Here is a 17,788-nt window from a genome sequence, read left to right on the forward strand (position 1 = left end):
TTTCCAGAGGGATCGATTTTTCTGTGAAACATGCATAAAAAAATCCCTTTCTGATCCGCAGTTTTGCGGAGAACTGCGGAAAAGAAAGAGATGATTGATTTTCATTTAGCGGTTGTTGATCGCAGTTACAAGTGCATCGATGGATGCACGGATGATATCCGGGTCAACGCCGGCTCCCCAGGAGAGAGTTCCGTCTGGTTTCTGGATTCCTACGTAAGCAATCGCTTTGGAACTGGTGCTCTTCTCAAGCGCATGCTCCTGGTAGGTAACCAGTGTAAATTTCAGTTCGTAAGCTTTCTTCAGTGCATTGCTGACTGCATCCAGACGACCATTTCCGGTTGCCTCTGTTGTAACTGTCTTTCCATTGAAGCTGGAAGTTACCTGAGTAACGATTCCACCGTCTTTCTGCTGGAAATGTACTTCGCTGATGCTGTATGGGCTGACCGCATTTTCGAAAGTGGATTTGAACAGGTTAAAGATCTCATCCGAATGAAGTTCTTTGTGGCTGTGGTCGGATACGGCTTTGGCTGCATAACCCATAGCTTCACGCATCTTAGGCGGCAGATTCAGACCGTACTTGGTCTCCAGGATATAGCCTACGCCGCCCTTTCCGGACTGGCTGTTGATACGGATAACATCTGCATCGTAGTTTCTTCCAACATCGGTCGGGTCGATCGGCAGATATGGAACTGTCCAGCGGCTCGGGTCTTTTTCCTCTCTCCAGTGCATTCCTTTAGCGATCGCATCCTGATGGGATCCGGAGAAAGCTGCGAATACAAGTGCACCGCTGTACGGGCTTCTCTCGTCAACTTTCATGCCTGTGCACTCTTCGTATACTTCGCATACATGCGGCATATCGGAAAAGTCAAGCTTCGGATCTACGCCCTGGGAGAACATGTTCATTGCAACAGTAACGATATCCACGTTTCCGGTACGCTCTCCATTTCCGAATAAGGTTCCCTCGATTCTGTCAGCGCCTGCCAGCAGACCCATCTCAGAATCTGCGACACCGCAGCCACGGTCATTGTGTGGATGAAGGGAAACGATAACGTTTTCACGGTATTTCATGTTTTCGCACATGTATTCGATCTGGCTTGCATATACATGAGGCATGGAATGCTGTACGGTAACAGGCAGGTTGATGATCGCTTTGTTGTCTGCGGTCGGTTTCCATACATCCAGAACTGCGTTGCAGACTTCCAGCGCGTATTCCGGTTCTGTTCCTGTAAAGCTCTCCGGGCTGTATTCAAACTGGAAATTTCCTTCTGTCTGGTCAGCCAGTTCTTTGAGGAGTTTTGCTCCGTCTACAGCGATCTTCAGGATCTCTTCTTTGGATTTCTTGAATACCTGCTCGCGCTGTGCTACGGAAGTAGAGTTATATACGTGAACGATCGCTTTCGGTGCGCCCTTGACAGCCTCGAAAGTTTTGCGGATGATATGCTCTCTCGCCTGAGTCAGTACCTGGATGGTTACGTCATCCGGGATCAGGTTCTGTTCGATCAGAGTACGGATAAAGGTGTATTCTGTCTCAGATGCTGCCGGGAAGCCAACTTCGATCTCTTTGAAACCGATCTCTACGAGCAGTTTGAAGAATTCGATCTTCTGCTCCAGGCTCATCGGGATGACCAGGGCCTGGTTTCCATCACGAAGGTCAACGCTGCACCAGATTGGAGCTTTGTCTACATATTCTTTCTCTGCCCATTTCATGCATCTCACTGGCGGCATAAAATACTGTCTCTGATATTTTGTTACGTTTTCCATGATCTTTCCTCCATCTTGTAAAAAATTCTGTGCAAAAAAAAATCTCTCATCTCTACACTATTGTAAGAGACGAAAGACAGTAACTTTCGCGGTACCACTCTTATTTATGAACGGTTTCATACACTCAAGGGATACGGGATCATTGGATCCTTATATCCTCTCCATATAACGGTGGATACCGTCTGTGTCTACTCTCCTTATCGGATTTCGGACAGATGCTCAAAGGCGAGTTCCATGGATTCCTTCTGCTGCCTTACACCAGCCGACAGCTCTCTGCGCTCCGGTTTGCATGTACTATTCCTTATCATTGCATTTCATCATTTTGCTTTTTCTGATGTAGTAAGACTAACATGACATTTCATTCTTGTCAAGGGTGAATTTCAAAAGTTCCCTTTAAAACAATATACCGGATTCCTTATTTGAAATCCGGTACGTAAATATTATTTTTTATCCAGAAGTTCTGCCAGGATTCTGGAATACTGTCTTGCCGCGTCACCATTCATGTGACCATCATAATCTGTGTATGCCTTCATGTCATGTGTAAATACCTTGAAGTACTGTGTGTTAAAGTTCAGATATTCTACATCCTGCTCTTCAAAAAATTTACCGAAATACTTCCACGCCGCATTATAATTATCACTGTAATCCTTCAATGCCGCAATTGGAACCGGTGTGGTTACTGCCACAAACTCAATGTCATTTTCTTTACAGAATGAAATCAGCTTCTGGAGGTATTCCATATTCTGGCTGCTGACTTTATCCTGTTCAAACAGTTTTGGCTCTGTTTTCTTTATTTTCTTTACATCCACCGGATACCTTTCGATAAATCCACTCTCATGATATTCCTGAGAATCACTCTTTAACCCTTCGATGCTGTAATCTTTTTTCAATTTCTGTGTGAAAGTCTCTTTGATCTTTGGAACTTCATAGCTAAGTGAATATTCATACCACGGAAACAAAACTGTTCGGAAATTACATTTCACAATAGAATTCCAGAAGTACTCTGCCTTCGCTTTTGTGACTGGAAATTCATGATAAAACAGCAGATAGTTGTTTCCTTCTTCTTTTTCGGTAACAAAATATCCCGGATCCACTTCATAAATGATTCGTTTCGGTTTCTGCTTCTCTGTAATCAGCTTTGTAAGATAATATGCATCAATCCCATATTCACCACCTACGCAGAGATTATGTCCTGTACGTCCGTTCACTTCCTCCATGGACTCCGGATCAATATCCATTTTACCATGAGAAGTTCCCAGAATAATGTCATCAAACTGCTGTGTTACAACTGTATGTACATCGTTTCTCATAAAAGTGCAGGGATAAAGTGCTGTATCCAGCAGTATCAGTATTGCTGTGCAGACTGCAATGACGAGAACTGCTTTTGAAAATTTTTTAAAACTGTGCATAGATAAATCCCCTTACTGCCGCTGTTGATCCGAAGAAACCAATGGATAACAGCAGGCAAAAATAAATTGCCACTGTGACCGGTAAACTACATCTGGACAGCGTCTCCCTGATTCTGATACCACGTTCCTGAAGAACGCTGACAATAAACAGAATCATGCATCCAACTGCAAGAATCAGCAATGCATAAGGTGTAAATGCTGTTCCCTCCTTGCCTGCCGGAATCAGAAGCAGTTCTGCCGGCGCAAATCTGGTCACCGCCAGTCTCATCATATGAAGTGCCTGTCCAACGGTATCTGCACGGTCAAAGAACCAGCTGATGTTTACCAGAACAAAAGTCCTGATGATCATAAACACATAATACCAGTTCTCTTTGCCCGTAATATTGAGCTTTTTCTTCCAGTTCTTGTAGTTTCCTGCCATAAGGCCGCTGAATGCAATGATAATACCGTTATACATACCATATACGATATATTTCCATGCTGCACCATGCCACACACCAACTACAAAAAATACAATCAGATTTGACAGACAGATCGGTAAAGTACGACCTGTTTTCTTTCCAAAGACTTTTTTTGCCCATCTTCCAAATTTTTTCATCCATCCAGAAAGCGTCACCGGATAAAAAACATAGTCCTTCATCCATGTACCAAGGGTGATATGCCAGCGATGCCAGAAGTCTGTAATAGACGTTGCAAAAAACGGACGGGTAAAGTTCTCATCCAGTTCAATTCCAAACATGGAAGCAATACCAATTACAACATCCATTCCACCGGAAAAATCCGCATACAGCTGTATCGTATAAAACAGGACTCCAAAGATTGCCAAGCCGCCATACTGATTCGGATTATCAAAAATTGCATCTACAAAAACCGCTGACCAATCTGCCAGGATCATTTTTTTGAAAAAGCCCCAGAGAATTCTCTCAAGACCTCTTGTAATATTCGCGCTCTCAAATTTATGAGGCTCATAAAGCTGATGTGCCAGTCTGCTGTATCTTCCGATCGGTCCCTGAAGGATCTGCGGGAAGAAGGATACAAACAGCGCATATTTCAAGGGATGATGTTCTGCCTTGCATCGTTTCCAGTATACATCCAGAATATATCCCGAAGACTGAAAGGTATAAAAGGAAATGCCCAGTGGAAGCAGAATCTGCATTCCCCTCAGATTCATATGAAACAGGGCATTCAGATTCTCTATTGCAAAGTTTGTGTATTTCACAAGACCAAGCATTCCAAAATTAAGTACCAGCCCAAGGATCACAAATTTCCTTGCGGTTTTGTGTTTCCCTGCTGTTTCCATTTTTTCTATGGCAAGCGCAGTCAGCCAGGTTACAAACGTGGAAAACAGCAGAAAGCCAACATATCTGATGCCTCCCGCTATGTAATAAATATAACTGAAAGCCAACAGCACCAGCCATTGCCACTTTGCAGGCACAAGATAATATACAATAACTCCTGCCGCTACAAACAATAAAAAAAGATTTGATACTAATGACATGATATTTTCTCCTGCATAAGCCAGAATAAGGCACTGCACTAATTACTTAATGCAGTGCCCCTGCCTGACTGATTAATTCAAAATTGCATTGTCCAGACATCCATCATCGCTTCCGCCGTCAGAATCTCCGGAATCATCGCTTCCGCCGTCAGAATCTCCGGAATCATCATAACTGTAGTCATCGTAGCTGTAATCATCATAACTGTCATCATAGCTGTAATCATAGCTGTAATCCTCTGTCTGTGAGGATGTCTGCTGTGCCGGTGCTTCTGTCGGTTTCGGTGCCAGTGCCTGCTCTGTTTCCTTTGTATTGACAGATTTCTTCAGATCCTTGCTGTCAAATACAATATAAGCAACTTCTCCTTCAAGATGAAGTTCCGCTTCCTCTGTATCGCCAAACGGAAGTGTATGAAGTGTTGCAGTTGTTCCATCTTCGAATGTAATCTGCATATCATATTTCTGAACTTCCGGCTCAGATGTTTCAGATGCTTCTTCTGTGTCCTTGTCATCTGCTGTCTCTGCTGCATCTTCTGTGTCTGCATTCGGGTCAAACCAGAGTGTTCTTTCTTCATCTGCTGCAAACTTGTCATCTTTTTCGAGGAAATTATCCGGATATTTCTCATCTTTCTCATTCTTGACAGTCACTTCTGTAATCACCTTACCTGTAAGGTTCTTGAATTTCAGGCTGAAAACACCCTCTGCGTCTTTATCTGTTTCCGGTTTTTTACCGATTGTTTTTTCTTCTTCTGTTTCTTTGGAATCCCCGGTATCATCTGCTTTGGCTTCTGTCGCTGTTTCTGTGTCTGCTGCCATAACAGCCTGGCCTGCTAACAGACTGGTTCCAATTGCCGCTGTCATTAAAATTGTTACGATTTTTTTCTTCATTTACCTGTCCTGCCTCTCTTTTTAGTAGACTTTTTTCTTGATATACTTCAAAGTACCTTTCTGTCCGTATTTGACTGCATATCCTGTGTAACCTTTCGGTCCGTATTCCTTCTGGAAGTTTGGATCATATACATAAGTGTTGTTTTTGACCTTAATTTCAACCCATGCATGAGGTCCGTTGCCTTTACCTTTGTTTACGTAACCAGTTACATAATGTGCATTATATCCCGCAACCTTTGCCATCCAGTAAAATGTACTTGCCATCACATAGCAGTCACCACTTCCTGTACGGAAACCATAAATTCCATAATATGTCTGGTTTTTCTTTGCCACTTTGTAGTTTCCATTGTAGCGAAGAGATGCTGACCAGTTAAACGCTTTTCTTAAGTTACCGCCACATTTCTGAAGACGGATTGCTGCCAGTGTCTCTACCTGAGACAGTTTGGTTGCACGTCCCCGAGTATCGATCCTGTAGTAAGTACTTGCGTTGTATTTGTAATATTTCTTGTTTTTCACAAGTGTATATTTGGAATCAAAGATATAGGTATATTTGCCGATCTTACGGATTCCTTTTACTTTTTTGCCGTTTTTGTCATAATAATATTTATGATCTTTGCTCCATGTATTTTTCAGAACAGCTGCTTTGGTTGTTGCCGCTGACACGGTCTGTACATTCATAACCGGAGCTGCTGCCGGCATTGCTGCGATCACAAGACTTAAAACGAGTGCTGTTAATTTTTTCTTCATGCTAGATTCTCCCTCTTCTTTCTTAGTAGCGTGAAACAAGGCTCTCTACAACATCATATTTATAGCTCTTACCCTTTGGACGGAATACAGATAACTCTACATTATCATAAGTATAGGTGATATCCACTCCGTTTCCATTTCTGAAACAACTGTTTTTGGAAATTTTGTATTTTTTGTATTTTCCGAGAAGTTTCTTGATTGTTGTTGCATTTTTGTTTGTTCTGGAAGCAGCTCTCAACTGTGCTGTTTTTGTTTTGTTGTAAGTCCCGTTTGCGTTGAAGTAATATACATATGGCATTCCATATGCAGAGGTACTTCCCACACGTACTCCCTTAACTCTGTGTCCCAGATAATCAAAGCCATAATACTGACCCTTGATCTTTTTGACAATTACACTGTATTTTCCCATCATTTCTTTGTCGGCCTGATAGGCTGCACCATTTGCTCCAAAGTAATAGGTATAGCTGACCTTGCCGCTCTTGATCTTACGCCAAGCATTACACAGTTTCTTGCCATTCTCATAAGCGTAATATCTGCCGCCTGATTTCTTCAGGGTTGTTTTTGCAGCAGCCTGCACAGTAACTGGCTGAGAAACTGAAACAACCGGTGTCAGCATGAGCAGCAGGAAAAGTGCTACTGCCAAGATTTTTCTGGTTTTTTTCATGTTGATTCTCCTTTTTTATTTAAAATTTTATTTTATACTGTGCTACATAAGACGGGCGTGAAGCCGCATCAAATAAAGCTCCATACATGTTATCATAATAGCGTCCATTTATCATCACAAAGCTGTGTCCCTCTGCCAGAGTGATCACATACGGCTGATATCCCAGTTCCTTTGCAACTGCTGCGACTGCACTTGCCATTCCATAACAGTTTCCTGTCAGACCGTTTTCAAACATCTGAACTGCGTATTTGTATACCCATCTGCGGCTTCTGAATTCAGCAGGGGTAGGATCCATGCTTCCTACAAATCTATTATAACCTATAATATAATTAAAGCATGCCCGCAGTTTCTGACGATTGGTCATACCTGCTGTTGTATGATTTGCAATAAATCTCCTTGCTGCCATCTTACAGCGTGCCTGCATGGTATCCACCGCATATCCGTTCTTGCCAAGCCTGAGACCGCTTATAGTCCTGTTGACTATGCATCTGCCACTTTTGTAAGCATAATAGACTCTGCCGTTTACTTCCTGCCATCCGCCAACGCCTTTACCATATTTGTTGACGATAAACCAGTATGTGTTTATCTTTACGACTTTCGTGCTTCCAGGTGTCACTTTGTGAGAGTTCATATCAAATACATAATATATCCCTCTTACATTGCATGCCCCACCTCTGGCTGCTACGCCATTTTCACGAAACCAGTAATATTTACCTTTGATGATCTTCCATGTATTCCGGACAGGTTTATTATTGACATAATAGCGATAACCACCCTTTTCCCAGATAAGTCCCTTCTTGACTTTCGAAGTACTTCCCTTACCAGTGGATGCTGAAGTCTTCGCGCTGCTATTCACTGCCGCATGAACATCCCCTGCTCCACATGAAAGGATCAATGCAAAAAAGAATACCACCAGCATCGTTCTGCCAGCCCAACTACTTCTTTCCAATTTCATTCCCTCCTCTCCTTTCCAGTTTTTTTACATTATAATATATTCTTTGGACAATTTCAATCAATTGACCATCAAAATAAAAAAAGCAGTTGCAAAAGTATTTTCTGCTTGCTATAATACTACATATTCTCGGGGTATGGCGTAGCTTGGTAGCGCGCACGGCTGGGGGCCGTGAGGTCATGGGTTCAAATCCCATTTCCCCGATGTTCTTATTCAACAGGAAAGGCTTCTGGACGTTATGGTCGTTCGGAAGCCTTTTTGTTTTATTTTATTCTTTTATGCGACTGGTATGATATTTCTCACGACATCTGTATGACTGTAGCCGTCATAACGTGTTTTCAGATTGGTAAAGGTAACTGCTGCTGTCTCATTTATACTGTCCAGAACTGCTGTTCCTTCTCTGCCTGTAATCTGTACATTGGGAGTATTTGCTGTGATGCCCTGAAATTTATAACGCAGCGTTTCTTTTTCACTGATCGTGTAACTTCCAAATGGAACTTTGGCTATTGTGCAGCTCAAAACGGCATAGCCTCCCTGTTTTTCGTAATTTTCCTGTCTGAACTCTACATAATTTTCGTAACTGTGCGCTTTTCCTTTCCGATCTGTTCCATTTACCACAAACCGGAAAACCGGATTTCCATGCGCCCAGATAATATCATTCTCCAGGATCTTTTTTGTTATCGTTATCTCACCATATGGCGGACGTATTCCTTCATTTGACACTTCCAGCGCAAAGTCCTGGTTTTCGTCCAGAATAGAGATATCTTCTTTCCAGTTCCCAAGGTATCCTTCTGGCGCCTGTGTCTCGACCAGTCTGAATTTTCCTTTGTTCTGGTCTGTATATTGCAGTTTTTTCGTATATAATTTCGTTTTCTCCGTATACGCAAACTGCTCTCCCGTAATGGCATAACTCTTTTTCTGTTCATCCCATGCATATGCCTGAAATACTGCTCCTGTCAGGTCTTTCGTGCTGTCTGCCGCATCTGTTTTGCGGATGCTGCAGTTCCTTTCAATAATCCCACGTACCCATGACATATTTGTTTCCTGGGTGTCTGCCATCTGTGAGGAATCAAGACGTCGTTTTGCCTGGTTTGAAATATGATAATAAATACCGTCTTTATAATGCCCATGAGCGGCAATCACACTGTCTGCTTTGGCTTTTACATGGATCCTGAAATAATAGGTTACATTATTGCAGGCCGCATCAGTCTTCAGGAAGCTGTTCGCAGCCGCAAACTTCACTGTATTCTTCGTAGCAGTGATCGTGAACTGCTGCGTGACATCATTCCCCTGAGCAGTTTCGACAGAAGCACTTTTGTACTCCAGGCAGGAATCCAGCTGATCCGTGACCTCAAATTTTTTGTAATCTCCCGGAAGAACTGTCTGTGAGATCATATAATCAAATTCCTTGGTCTTTGGGATAGTATAAGGTTTTTCCGCTGCTGTATCCGATTCCGATTCACGTCGTTTCATGCTGCTATAAGACGAATCAACAGCTCCGACTTTCTTCTCAGGTTCCGAATTCGGCTCATAGGTTCCAACTGTCTGTGCCCCTGACATAAAAAACGCTGAATACGGAGTTTTTCCTGTCAGTCCACCCGCACCTGCAAGCCAGTTTACTGTAAAGGACTTATTAAAATCTACATGACACCAGCCTTTTACATCGTTGTTATCTGTTGATGTTCCTTCTGGAGCACATACTTCTGTGTATACCGTTCCATTACTTGTAGTTCCGGTCGTCGCCTGTAGATGCTCGTACCCGCTTCGGATATACATGGCATCTACGCCCCATCCGTCATAAACACGAAATCCCTGACCTCCGTCAAGGTCCATCATCGTCACATGCCCTTTAGGAGAAATCTGATCTCCGGTTTCATGATCGAAGAACTCAAACTTAAAGCGCACAATTCCTACAGAAAGTGTTGAAAAGGCAATCCTGTCATTATAAAACAGAATACATGGAGAAATCACAGTATTGTCAACACCCATATGTGTATAGCTTACCGTACCCCATTCCGGCACTGTAATTTTCAGGTCTACAATTTTGCCCTTATATTCCCCTACATTTGTATACTTTGCAGAAATTTTTCCCTTCTGTGCAGCATTCTGAATACTGCATGCCGAAAAGGTATTCTTGTAATTTGTTGCACCATTCTGGGACCAACCGAACTGCGCATCCAGTTTAGCCGGAAGGCTTGCAGAAGCCCCCTGCACCTCCGTAAGTTTCGTCTTACCTTTTCGAAAAGCATATGCAAAGGCATACTCTGGTCTCATCTTATAATTTGCTGCCACAGCCTTGACTGCTGTAGACCTGGCAGAAGTACTTACTGCTTCCGCTTCTTCTCCGTCATTGAAAATCTCTGCTTCTTCATTTTCTTCCCCGGGAATTTTCTCAAACTCTGCATTCAGAATCACAGAACTTTCCGGCATAACAAACTCATATCTCTGATCTTCTCCCAGAGTTACCGAAACAGCTTCTCCTTCACTTTCTGCTGTTACTTCTGTGCACTCATATCCTTCAAATGGATGGATATAGAAACCCACTGCTTCTCCTGCCACAAAAAGATGTTCTCGTTCCTGCATCTGCAAAAGTTCATCGGCACTCAGCTTTTCCTGTTCCTCTTTAAGCTGCAGAAGATCCGTTTCAAATACAATCGTTCCCTGTTCTGCTCTGACTGTCACATCGAAAGAATCCGGTTCCATATTTTCTTCAAAATCTGTCTCGGATATCTCAGCAGAATCTCCGTCCGCATCTTCTGAAAAATCTTCGTCATCAGCTTTCTCTGTTTCGTCTCCGGGCATAAATATATCTTCATCTCCATCTGCATCCTGAAACTCATCCTGTATTTCTTCCTGAAACACAGAATCTGAGGCAGCAGAGATTCCCGTAACAGCAGAAACAGCAAATAATGCAGCAAAAATTCCTGATATTATTCTTTTTTTCATACTCCTCTGCCTCCTTTCCATGCTTTGATTACAAGAACCATGCCACCAGAAGCAAGAAGAAGGATCAACAGAAGTTCTGTTGCTGACGAGTCACCTGTTTTGACATGGTCTGCCTGTTTGCTTCCGTTATCTCTGGTCACTGCCGGCCGGGCAGTACTTTCCCCGCTTTCGGATCCTCCTGTTGAATCGGAAGATGATGTCTTTTCTTCTTCATTAACAGTAAAGATCCATGTGACATCTGTTTTTTTCTGTGCCATACGGTTATCCCACTCTGCCGGAATCTCCAGCCGAAACTTCATACTTCCTTTCTGTCCGGCTTCCAGAATTCCCAGCGTTTTGTTTCTGGCAAGACCCGTGGAATCCAAAGTCCCGCTGTACAAAATCTTATTTCCCATTGCCACGGTAAGTTTTACATCCTTAAGCATCGCAATCTGCTCACTGTTTCTACCTTCCGTGCTGGTTCGGAACAAAATTTCCGCCGCACTGTCTGTAGTATTGGACACTGTGATCGTATCTGTAAGCACATCTCCCGGCATCGCAGTTCCGAGATTTGTAAAAAAATCTCCCGGCACAGACAGGAGTTTATGCGCCTTTCCGTTAAATTCCACTGACAGCTTCGTCTGCGGCTTTTTGCAGGTCATTGCTCCGTCTTCTTCATGGATACACTGCCGAATCAGCTGATTTCCCCATGGCGACATGGCACTGAAATCCGGTGTGAAATTCGCTGCCTGGATTGCTTCTGCCTGAATGGTCAGCCCCAGTTTCTGAAGCTCATGCTCCTTTTTCCAGGATGCCGGAATATGTACACTCTGGAACAGATCGACCGTCTCTTTTCTCTTCAGGATACTGGTGTAATAATAGTACTCTCCGCGTTTGATCCATTTAGAAGAAAAACCGGAAAGTTTCGTATCGTCCAGACCTTCCAGTTCTTTCCGGTCATTTGTATACAAGATTCTGGCGCGCACCCAGCACGGAAGAGCACGGTTTGTGATCCTTGGGATCTTGGATACCACTGCCCCGGGAAGGACATCTCCTTTATTGTTGTAAAGAACTTCTTTTGTTCCCTTCTTTTCAAATTCTTCCACACTGATCTTGATATCCCCCACAGAGATATGGTTCACAACCTGCAAAGTGTCCGAAAAATATCCATACACGCCTGATATCCCCAGGATGCTCAAAGAAAGAATTCCTGCCGCTATCTTTGTTCTTTTCCTCATAGTTCTTCCATCCTTTAAGTCCGATAAAATTCCCAGGCACTTCTGTAATCCTCAAATCCGGCAGCCTGCACAGACTCCTCATAAACCTGTACTTCAAATGCATCGATCTGATCCAGATATGTCTTTTCAAGTTTCGAAGAATCTACGGAGATTCCTGAAAAGAGAGGCGTTGTCTTCTCTCCTTCCCGGAGGACTTTTTTGTAATAATAAAATCCGTCATCTGCTTCCACCCAGTTTGTCCGATCTATCTGCTTCAATGTCACTGCCCTGCCTATATCAGAGTTGGAATACCCCAGTGATACCCTTACATAACAGTCGACCGAAGCCTCTTCGCCCTGCACATTTCCATTTGCGACCCATACTGTTTTTGGAAGTTCAGAATCTTCATCTCCGGGCAGAGGTGATGGTGTGGGAAATTCTTCTACGATATTTGTCGTGTTCTTCCCCATGCCAACCACGTTTACTACCTGATCATAAGAAGTCAGATATGCATTCGTACCACCGATTCCAAGGATGAAGCCCAGTGTCGCCGCACATGCGACAGCCAGTTTCTTCCTGTTTTTCATGTCTTACTACCTGCTTTCTTTCTGCACTTTCTTACGGAGTAACCTGACCTTCCTGTCCTTTATTCTGATTTACATATTTCTCATACGCTGTTCTTGCCTGGTCAACAACACTTGCAGAATCTCCTCCGGTATACGATGTCTGAATTGCATAGGCTCTGATCGGAATGCTCAGATTTTTCTCATCGATCTGCCCCTCAATGATATTGAGGAATTTTACAGAATCAAACAAAGTGTTTGTTGTCTGCTCCGGCTTCAACACTTCATTATATGCATAGACATAGACCTGATTATCTCCTGTTTTTTTGGAGCTTAATTTTGTCCAGTTTGTCGGCGTCTGGAAAGAAAACAGTTCCTGTTCTCTTTTGCCTAATCGTGTTCCATCTTCTGATGCTGCCTCTACTTCTGCCATCGGAATGGATACTTCCAGATAGACGAATGCATCATTTACTCCTGTATTTTTGATCTGTGGATCTTTTTTTACGTCTTTTCCCGGCTCAATTTTTGTCTGTTCTTCCGGTTTAAATCCAGGCTCGTCCAGATCAATAGATACTTTGCCGACGGTAAACTGGTTATCTGCTTTATCAAAATCTGTCAGATAAGCAGATACACCACCGATAGATGCCAGACATAAAACTCCTGCTACAAATCCTGCTTTTTTGAGGTTTCTTTTTTTGTTTGTTTTCATATTTTTGCCCGCGCTTTCTTTCGCGCTCTCCTTTCTGTCAGTTCATTCTGAACTATAAAAATCAATTCCTGCGAAATCATCAGCATACATATGGCCCAAATTGTCTTTCGTCTCATAAAAGCTGCCATATATCCAAGAAACGGTATTGTAAACACTACCGTTCCGAGCACCTGCCCTGCACTTACCGGTGCCAGGTCTTCCCCGTCATTTGCATCGCCCTTTGTGATCAGCATACTGCCTTCTCTGCGTATAACACGATGTGTCACAAAACTGTCATTCAGGCTGTATGTGATGATATCTCCGATCTGAGGGTCTTTCCGGCTGGTATCTGTAAATACAAGTCCTCCCGTCCTGATCTTTGGTTCCATGGAACCGGACAGAACCATATCTACAGAAATTCCGGCCCGGGGAAGTATCAGCAACAGCAGACCTGCAAGTCCAAGCACCGCGAAAAAAAGCCGTCCTGCTTTTTCTGCTGTTTTCATAAATCCTGCCTTTCTTTTTATGTAGGATATTTTATTGATCTTACGGCGGAGGCCTGCCCCGCAAAAGTCCCGTCATAGAGTACGCCCCTTTGCAGTTAAAATTAAAAAATAATAAAAATGGAATTCTAAAGATCCTCTTCAGAAGAAGAGTCCGTGGCAGAGATGTCTGCCGTTGTTTCAGATGGTCTTATCATACGCTGTGAGCCAAAGAAAGTCAACCAGATTCGTTCCCCCTGTTTCGACAGCCAAAAGTCAGAAAACATCAAAAAAAGACGCACCCTGACGGGTGCGCCTTAAAATTTCCTTAGTTATTGATGAGTTTATCCTCGCCGTTCCAGCTGTACAGTTTACGGATCTCCTCGCCGACTTTTTCTGACGGATGCTCGGAAGCCAGTTTTCTCATTGCTTTGAAATGAACCTGTTTTCCAGCGTCAGACATATCAAGCAGGAATTCTTTTGCGAATGTACCATCCTGAATGTCTGTCAGGATCTGTTTCATAGCTTTCTTTGTTTCTGCTGTAACGATCTTCGGTCCTGTGATGTAATCGCCATATTCAGCAGTGTTGGAGATAGAGTATCTCATTCCTGCAAATCCTGACTGATAGATCAGGTCAACGATCAGTTTCATCTCATGGATACATTCGAAGTATGCATTTCTCGGGTCATATCCAGCTTCGCAAAGTGTTTCGAAACCAGCCTGCATAAGTGCAACAACACCACCACAGAGAACTGCCTGCTCACCGAACAGGTCTGTTTCTGTTTCTGTACGGAATGTAGTCTCAAGAAGACCAGCTCTTGCTCCGCCGATTGCAAGACCATAAGCAAGTGCTTTGTCAAGTGCTTTACCTGTATAATCCTGCTCAACAGCTACCAGACAAGGAGTTCCTTTACCTGCCTGATATTCGCTTCTTACTGTATGTCCTGGTGCCTTTGGTGCGATCATAGTAACATCTACGTTCTTTGGTGGAACGATACATCCGAAATGAATGTTGAAACCATGAGCGAACATCAGCATGTTGCCTTCTTCAAGGTTCGGCTCGATATCTTCTTTGTAAAGTTTAGCCTGTTTTTCATCATTGATCAGGATCATGATGATATCAGCCTGTTTTGCTGCTTCCGCTGCTGTATATACTTTAAAGCCCTGCTCCTCGGCTTTCTTCCAGGACTTGCTTCCCTCATACAGACCAACAATGACATTGCAGCCTGATTCCTTTAAGTTCAGTGCATGTGCATGTCCCTGGCTGCCATAACCGATAATCGCAATGGTCTTACCATCCAGTAATCCTAAATTACAGTCTTCCTGGTAAAAAATCCTGTTTGCCATCTTTGTTTCCTCCTAAGCTATTTGTAAATTTTTTCATAATTTATCGTTAAGGGCTGTTACCCTTAGCAAACACTGTTATTATGTAAAACTCCTATAAGAATTTCACATCACTGGCACCTCTGGAAAGTCCGGTAATACCAGTTCTTGCAAGTTCCAGTATCTCATACTCTCCCAGAAGGTCGATCAGAGCACTCAGCTTGCTCTTGCTTCCTGTCATCTCAATGACCAGAGAAGTCTTGCCGACATCAATGACGTTGGCACGGAAAATATTTGCGATGGAAATGATTCCCTCTCTCTGCTCCGGTCTTGCTGCGACCTTCACAAGAACCAGTTCTCTGCTCACACTGTTGTCCGGCTCAAGAACCTTGATGTCTCTTACATCTACCAGCTTGGCAAGCTGTTTGGTGATCTGTTCCAGGATCATGGAATCTCCACTGCATACAACTGTCATTCTGGAATAACGCTCATCTGCAGTCACACCAACTGTCAGGCTGTCAATATTGTAACCGCGTCGGCTGAAAAGTCCGGAGATCCGGCTCAATACACCTGCGGTGTTATCTACTAACAGGGACAAAATTCTCTTTTGCATAACCCACCTGCTTTCATCACTTTAACCTTGTAAACAATTCCATTGTAAAATCGTTTGCATGTTTTACATTATAACAACATTAGCCCGTTTGTCAACGTCAAATTTTGCTGTATTTGTATATCTATGCATATATTTCGTGGTTTTTCTTACCTTTTTTGCATTTTATACAAGATATTTTTTGCGAAGAGAGTCGACTGCCTTTGGAGTCATGTAGAGAGCCCTCTTCAAAAACATCTCTTCGGAACCATAATCTTGTCTGATCGCGTCAAAAACCGCCTCCAGATATTCTTCCTTGACACGGTACAGTGCCTTGATCTTGTCCATCACTTCATTGTCCACGATCATCTTGGTTTCCAGAAGCCGGATCATATGCTGCTGGTCTTCCTCCAGGCAGCGGTTGGTACGGAGATAGTCCTCCATGATCGTCTCCGTCGGTACCCCAAGCGCATAGAGAAGAAGTGCCGTTCCAACGCCGACCCTGTCTTTACCCATGCTGCAGTGCCACAGGACGGCACCCTCTTCCTGCTGCAGGATGACATCCAGAAAACGGGCATACTGTTTGACCGAAAAATCATCCCGCACAAAAGAAACATACTGTTTCTGCATGAACTCATCGATCGGCTGGTCAAATTTCAGAAGCATTTCCAGCAGATTTCCGGAACGGGTAATGCCAAGAGTTTCTTCATCCACGATTGAGATCTCATGGTACTCCACTCCCTCAAGAACGGTATCCGGTTTTTCCAGGACTTCCATTCTGGTACGAAAATCGACAACCGTCGACAGATGATACTCATCGAGGAGCGTATCCTGGTCCTGAAGAGACATATGATACAGATTACCGCTCCTCAGAAGCCTGCGCGGAAGGATATGTCTTCCATCCTTCGTGGCAAGTGCTCCGAGATCGCGGGTATTCGGAAGGCTCTGGAGCGGAATCCTCGCACCCTTCGGAAAACCTGTTGCAAGTTTCGGATTCAGGACTTTGAGAAGCTGGATGCAGTCTCTGATCTCTTTGTCCGTCATCTCAAATTCATAGCGTTTTTTTCGCCGGGTGATGATCACAAGAGAGCTGGTGCTGAACTGCTTCTGCCGCCCACCTTCCACACCTTCTCTTCGCATATACGCCCACAAAATGTCCTTACATGGCAGATAATTGATCAGCATTCTTTTTGCGAAGATAAGATTGCCGTCTTCGATTCTTATTTTTCCATATTTCATAACTTTTTCTCCTGCCTTCTCAGATCAGACCGAGTTTTGTGAGACCGTTTCGGATTCCATAGTGAAACATATCTGTGGTCACATAATCTGCCAGTTCACGGATCTTCTGGGAACCATTTCCCATGGCCACCTTTGTCGCTGCATATTCAAACATGGACAGGTCATTGTTGCTGTCCCCAAAGACTACAGTGCTTTCCCACGGAATGTCAAAGATACGGCAGACTGCAGCGATTCCGACAGCCTTATTGCAGCCCTTCGGAACCAGCTCGATCGTTGTTCCCACAAACGCATTGTTCTCATGGCGGATCACGTCATAATACTGTGACAGTTCCCTGCATGCCTCTTCGTCGTTGCAGCCCTCTGTCATCTTGGCACTGATCTTGTTGATATGCATGCTGTCCTCATAACCGCGGATCGGCCGCCATTTCGGTCCAAGAGCCTCTGTGATCAGGTCACGGTACCAGTTGACTTCATTCGTATACTCATCCTTGTCATAGTACATGAAATCTGCACCTTCCATGACCGGGATCAGACCGTATTTACGCAGAGTCTCCACGGAAAGTTTCGCCACTTCCACCGGCATCTCTTTGTTATAAAGCCGCTGTCCGTCTTTTTCAATAGTCGCGCCGCATGCGCTGATCATACCGGTAAACGGGATCTGTTCCAGATAGCCCGGGACAAAAGCCCTGCTTCTTCCGGTGCACAGCCACGCCTCATGTCCGTTTTCCCTTAATTTACGGATTGCCTCTACCGCACTGTCCGGAACTCCTTTTTCAATATCGCAGATCGTACCGTCTGCATCAAAAAAAACTGCTTTTTTGTCTGTATTCATTCTCTTTCCCTCT

16 protein-coding genes, 1 tRNA gene and 1 other annotated feature are annotated in these 17,788 nt (G+C 43.8%); of the genes, 1 reads left to right on the forward strand and 16 read right to left on the reverse strand.

Annotated features, from left to right (window positions below):
• Positions 1-105 precede the first annotated feature (105 nt).
• The 7 genes from DXC01_RS03405 to DXC01_RS03435 form a co-directional block, all read right to left on the reverse strand.
• Positions 106-1,761, reverse strand: coding sequence for a 2-isopropylmalate synthase (locus DXC01_RS03405; RefSeq protein WP_118698260.1), 1,656 nt, complete (start codon positions 1,759-1,761; stop codon positions 106-108).
• A 62-nt stretch (positions 1,762-1,823) separates the two neighbouring features.
• Positions 1,824-2,078 (reverse strand) — a binding site (T-box leader).
• 123 nt (positions 2,079-2,201) lie between these two features.
• A complete protein-coding gene (locus DXC01_RS03410; RefSeq protein ID WP_022213748.1) occupies positions 2,202-3,170 on the reverse strand; it encodes a hypothetical protein in 969 nt (322 codons plus the stop codon).
• Positions 3,157-4,668: an MBOAT family O-acyltransferase gene (locus DXC01_RS03415; protein WP_118698261.1), complete on the reverse strand. Its 1,512-nt coding sequence runs from the start codon at positions 4,666-4,668 to the stop codon at positions 3,157-3,159. Before DXC01_RS03415 ends, DXC01_RS03410 begins: the two co-directional genes overlap by 14 nt.
• A gap of 72 nt (positions 4,669-4,740) precedes the next feature.
• The gene (locus tag DXC01_RS03420) at positions 4,741-5,553 is read right to left on the reverse strand and encodes a hypothetical protein (protein WP_118698262.1); all 813 of its coding nucleotides are present in this window, start codon (positions 5,551-5,553) and stop codon (positions 4,741-4,743) included.
• A gap of 21 nt (positions 5,554-5,574) precedes the next feature.
• Entirely contained in the window at positions 5,575-6,300 is a 726-nt protein-coding gene (locus DXC01_RS03425) for a transglutaminase domain-containing protein (RefSeq protein ID WP_118252280.1), read from the reverse strand.
• Between the two features lie 22 nt (positions 6,301-6,322).
• Positions 6,323-6,964, reverse strand: coding sequence for a hypothetical protein (locus DXC01_RS03430; RefSeq protein ID WP_118252281.1), 642 nt, complete (start codon positions 6,962-6,964; stop codon positions 6,323-6,325).
• 19 nt (positions 6,965-6,983) lie between these two features.
• On the reverse strand, positions 6,984-7,919 hold the full coding sequence (locus DXC01_RS03435) for a hypothetical protein (RefSeq protein WP_118252282.1): 936 nt from the start codon (positions 7,917-7,919) through the stop codon (positions 6,984-6,986).
• 127 nt (positions 7,920-8,046) lie between these two features.
• Here DXC01_RS03435 and DXC01_RS03440 point away from each other — a divergent pair.
• Positions 8,047-8,120 (forward strand) — tRNA-Pro (locus tag DXC01_RS03440).
• A 72-nt stretch (positions 8,121-8,192) separates the two neighbouring features.
• Here the strand turns inward: DXC01_RS03440 and DXC01_RS03445 are convergent.
• The 9 genes from DXC01_RS03445 to DXC01_RS03485 form a co-directional block, all read right to left on the reverse strand.
• Positions 8,193-10,862 carry an isopeptide-forming domain-containing fimbrial protein gene (locus DXC01_RS03445; RefSeq protein WP_158583612.1) on the reverse strand — a complete coding sequence of 890 codons (2,670 nt, stop codon included), beginning with the start codon at positions 10,860-10,862 and terminating at the stop codon, positions 8,193-8,195.
• On the reverse strand, positions 10,859-12,079 hold the full coding sequence (locus DXC01_RS03450) for a hypothetical protein (RefSeq protein WP_118252284.1): 1,221 nt from the start codon (positions 12,077-12,079) through the stop codon (positions 10,859-10,861). Before DXC01_RS03450 ends, DXC01_RS03445 begins: the two co-directional genes overlap by 4 nt.
• Before the next feature lie 14 nt (positions 12,080-12,093).
• Positions 12,094-12,645 carry a SipW-dependent-type signal peptide-containing protein gene (locus DXC01_RS03455; RefSeq protein ID WP_118698264.1) on the reverse strand — a complete coding sequence of 184 codons (552 nt, stop codon included), beginning with the start codon at positions 12,643-12,645 and terminating at the stop codon, positions 12,094-12,096.
• 31 nt (positions 12,646-12,676) lie between these two features.
• Complete coding sequence (locus tag DXC01_RS03460) at positions 12,677-13,330, reverse strand: TasA family protein (protein ID WP_022214765.1); 654 nt, start codon at positions 13,328-13,330, stop codon at positions 12,677-12,679.
• Positions 13,327-13,815, reverse strand: a complete 489-nt coding sequence (locus DXC01_RS03465; protein WP_118698265.1) for a signal peptidase I — start codon at positions 13,813-13,815, stop codon at positions 13,327-13,329. The genes DXC01_RS03460 and DXC01_RS03465 overlap by 4 nt, the downstream gene beginning before the upstream one ends.
• Positions 13,816-14,119: 304 nt before the next feature.
• Positions 14,120-15,139: a ketol-acid reductoisomerase gene (gene ilvC, locus DXC01_RS03470; protein WP_022214763.1), complete on the reverse strand. Its 1,020-nt coding sequence runs from the start codon at positions 15,137-15,139 to the stop codon at positions 14,120-14,122.
• Between the two features lie 91 nt (positions 15,140-15,230).
• Complete coding sequence (ilvN, locus tag DXC01_RS03475; RefSeq protein WP_022214762.1) at positions 15,231-15,728, reverse strand: acetolactate synthase small subunit; 498 nt, start codon at positions 15,726-15,728, stop codon at positions 15,231-15,233.
• A 162-nt stretch (positions 15,729-15,890) separates the two neighbouring features.
• Positions 15,891-16,943, reverse strand: coding sequence for a tyrosine-protein phosphatase (locus DXC01_RS03480; RefSeq protein ID WP_118698266.1), 1,053 nt, complete (start codon positions 16,941-16,943; stop codon positions 15,891-15,893).
• A gap of 19 nt (positions 16,944-16,962) precedes the next feature.
• Positions 16,963-17,775 carry an HAD family hydrolase gene (locus tag DXC01_RS03485; protein ID WP_118252287.1) on the reverse strand — a complete coding sequence of 271 codons (813 nt, stop codon included), beginning with the start codon at positions 17,773-17,775 and terminating at the stop codon, positions 16,963-16,965.
• Positions 17,776-17,788: the final 13 nt, after the last annotated feature.

The organism is Blautia sp. OM07-19, assembly GCF_003481595.1.
Taxonomy (GTDB): Bacteria; Bacillota; Clostridia; order Lachnospirales; family Lachnospiraceae; genus Blautia_A; species Blautia_A intestinihominis.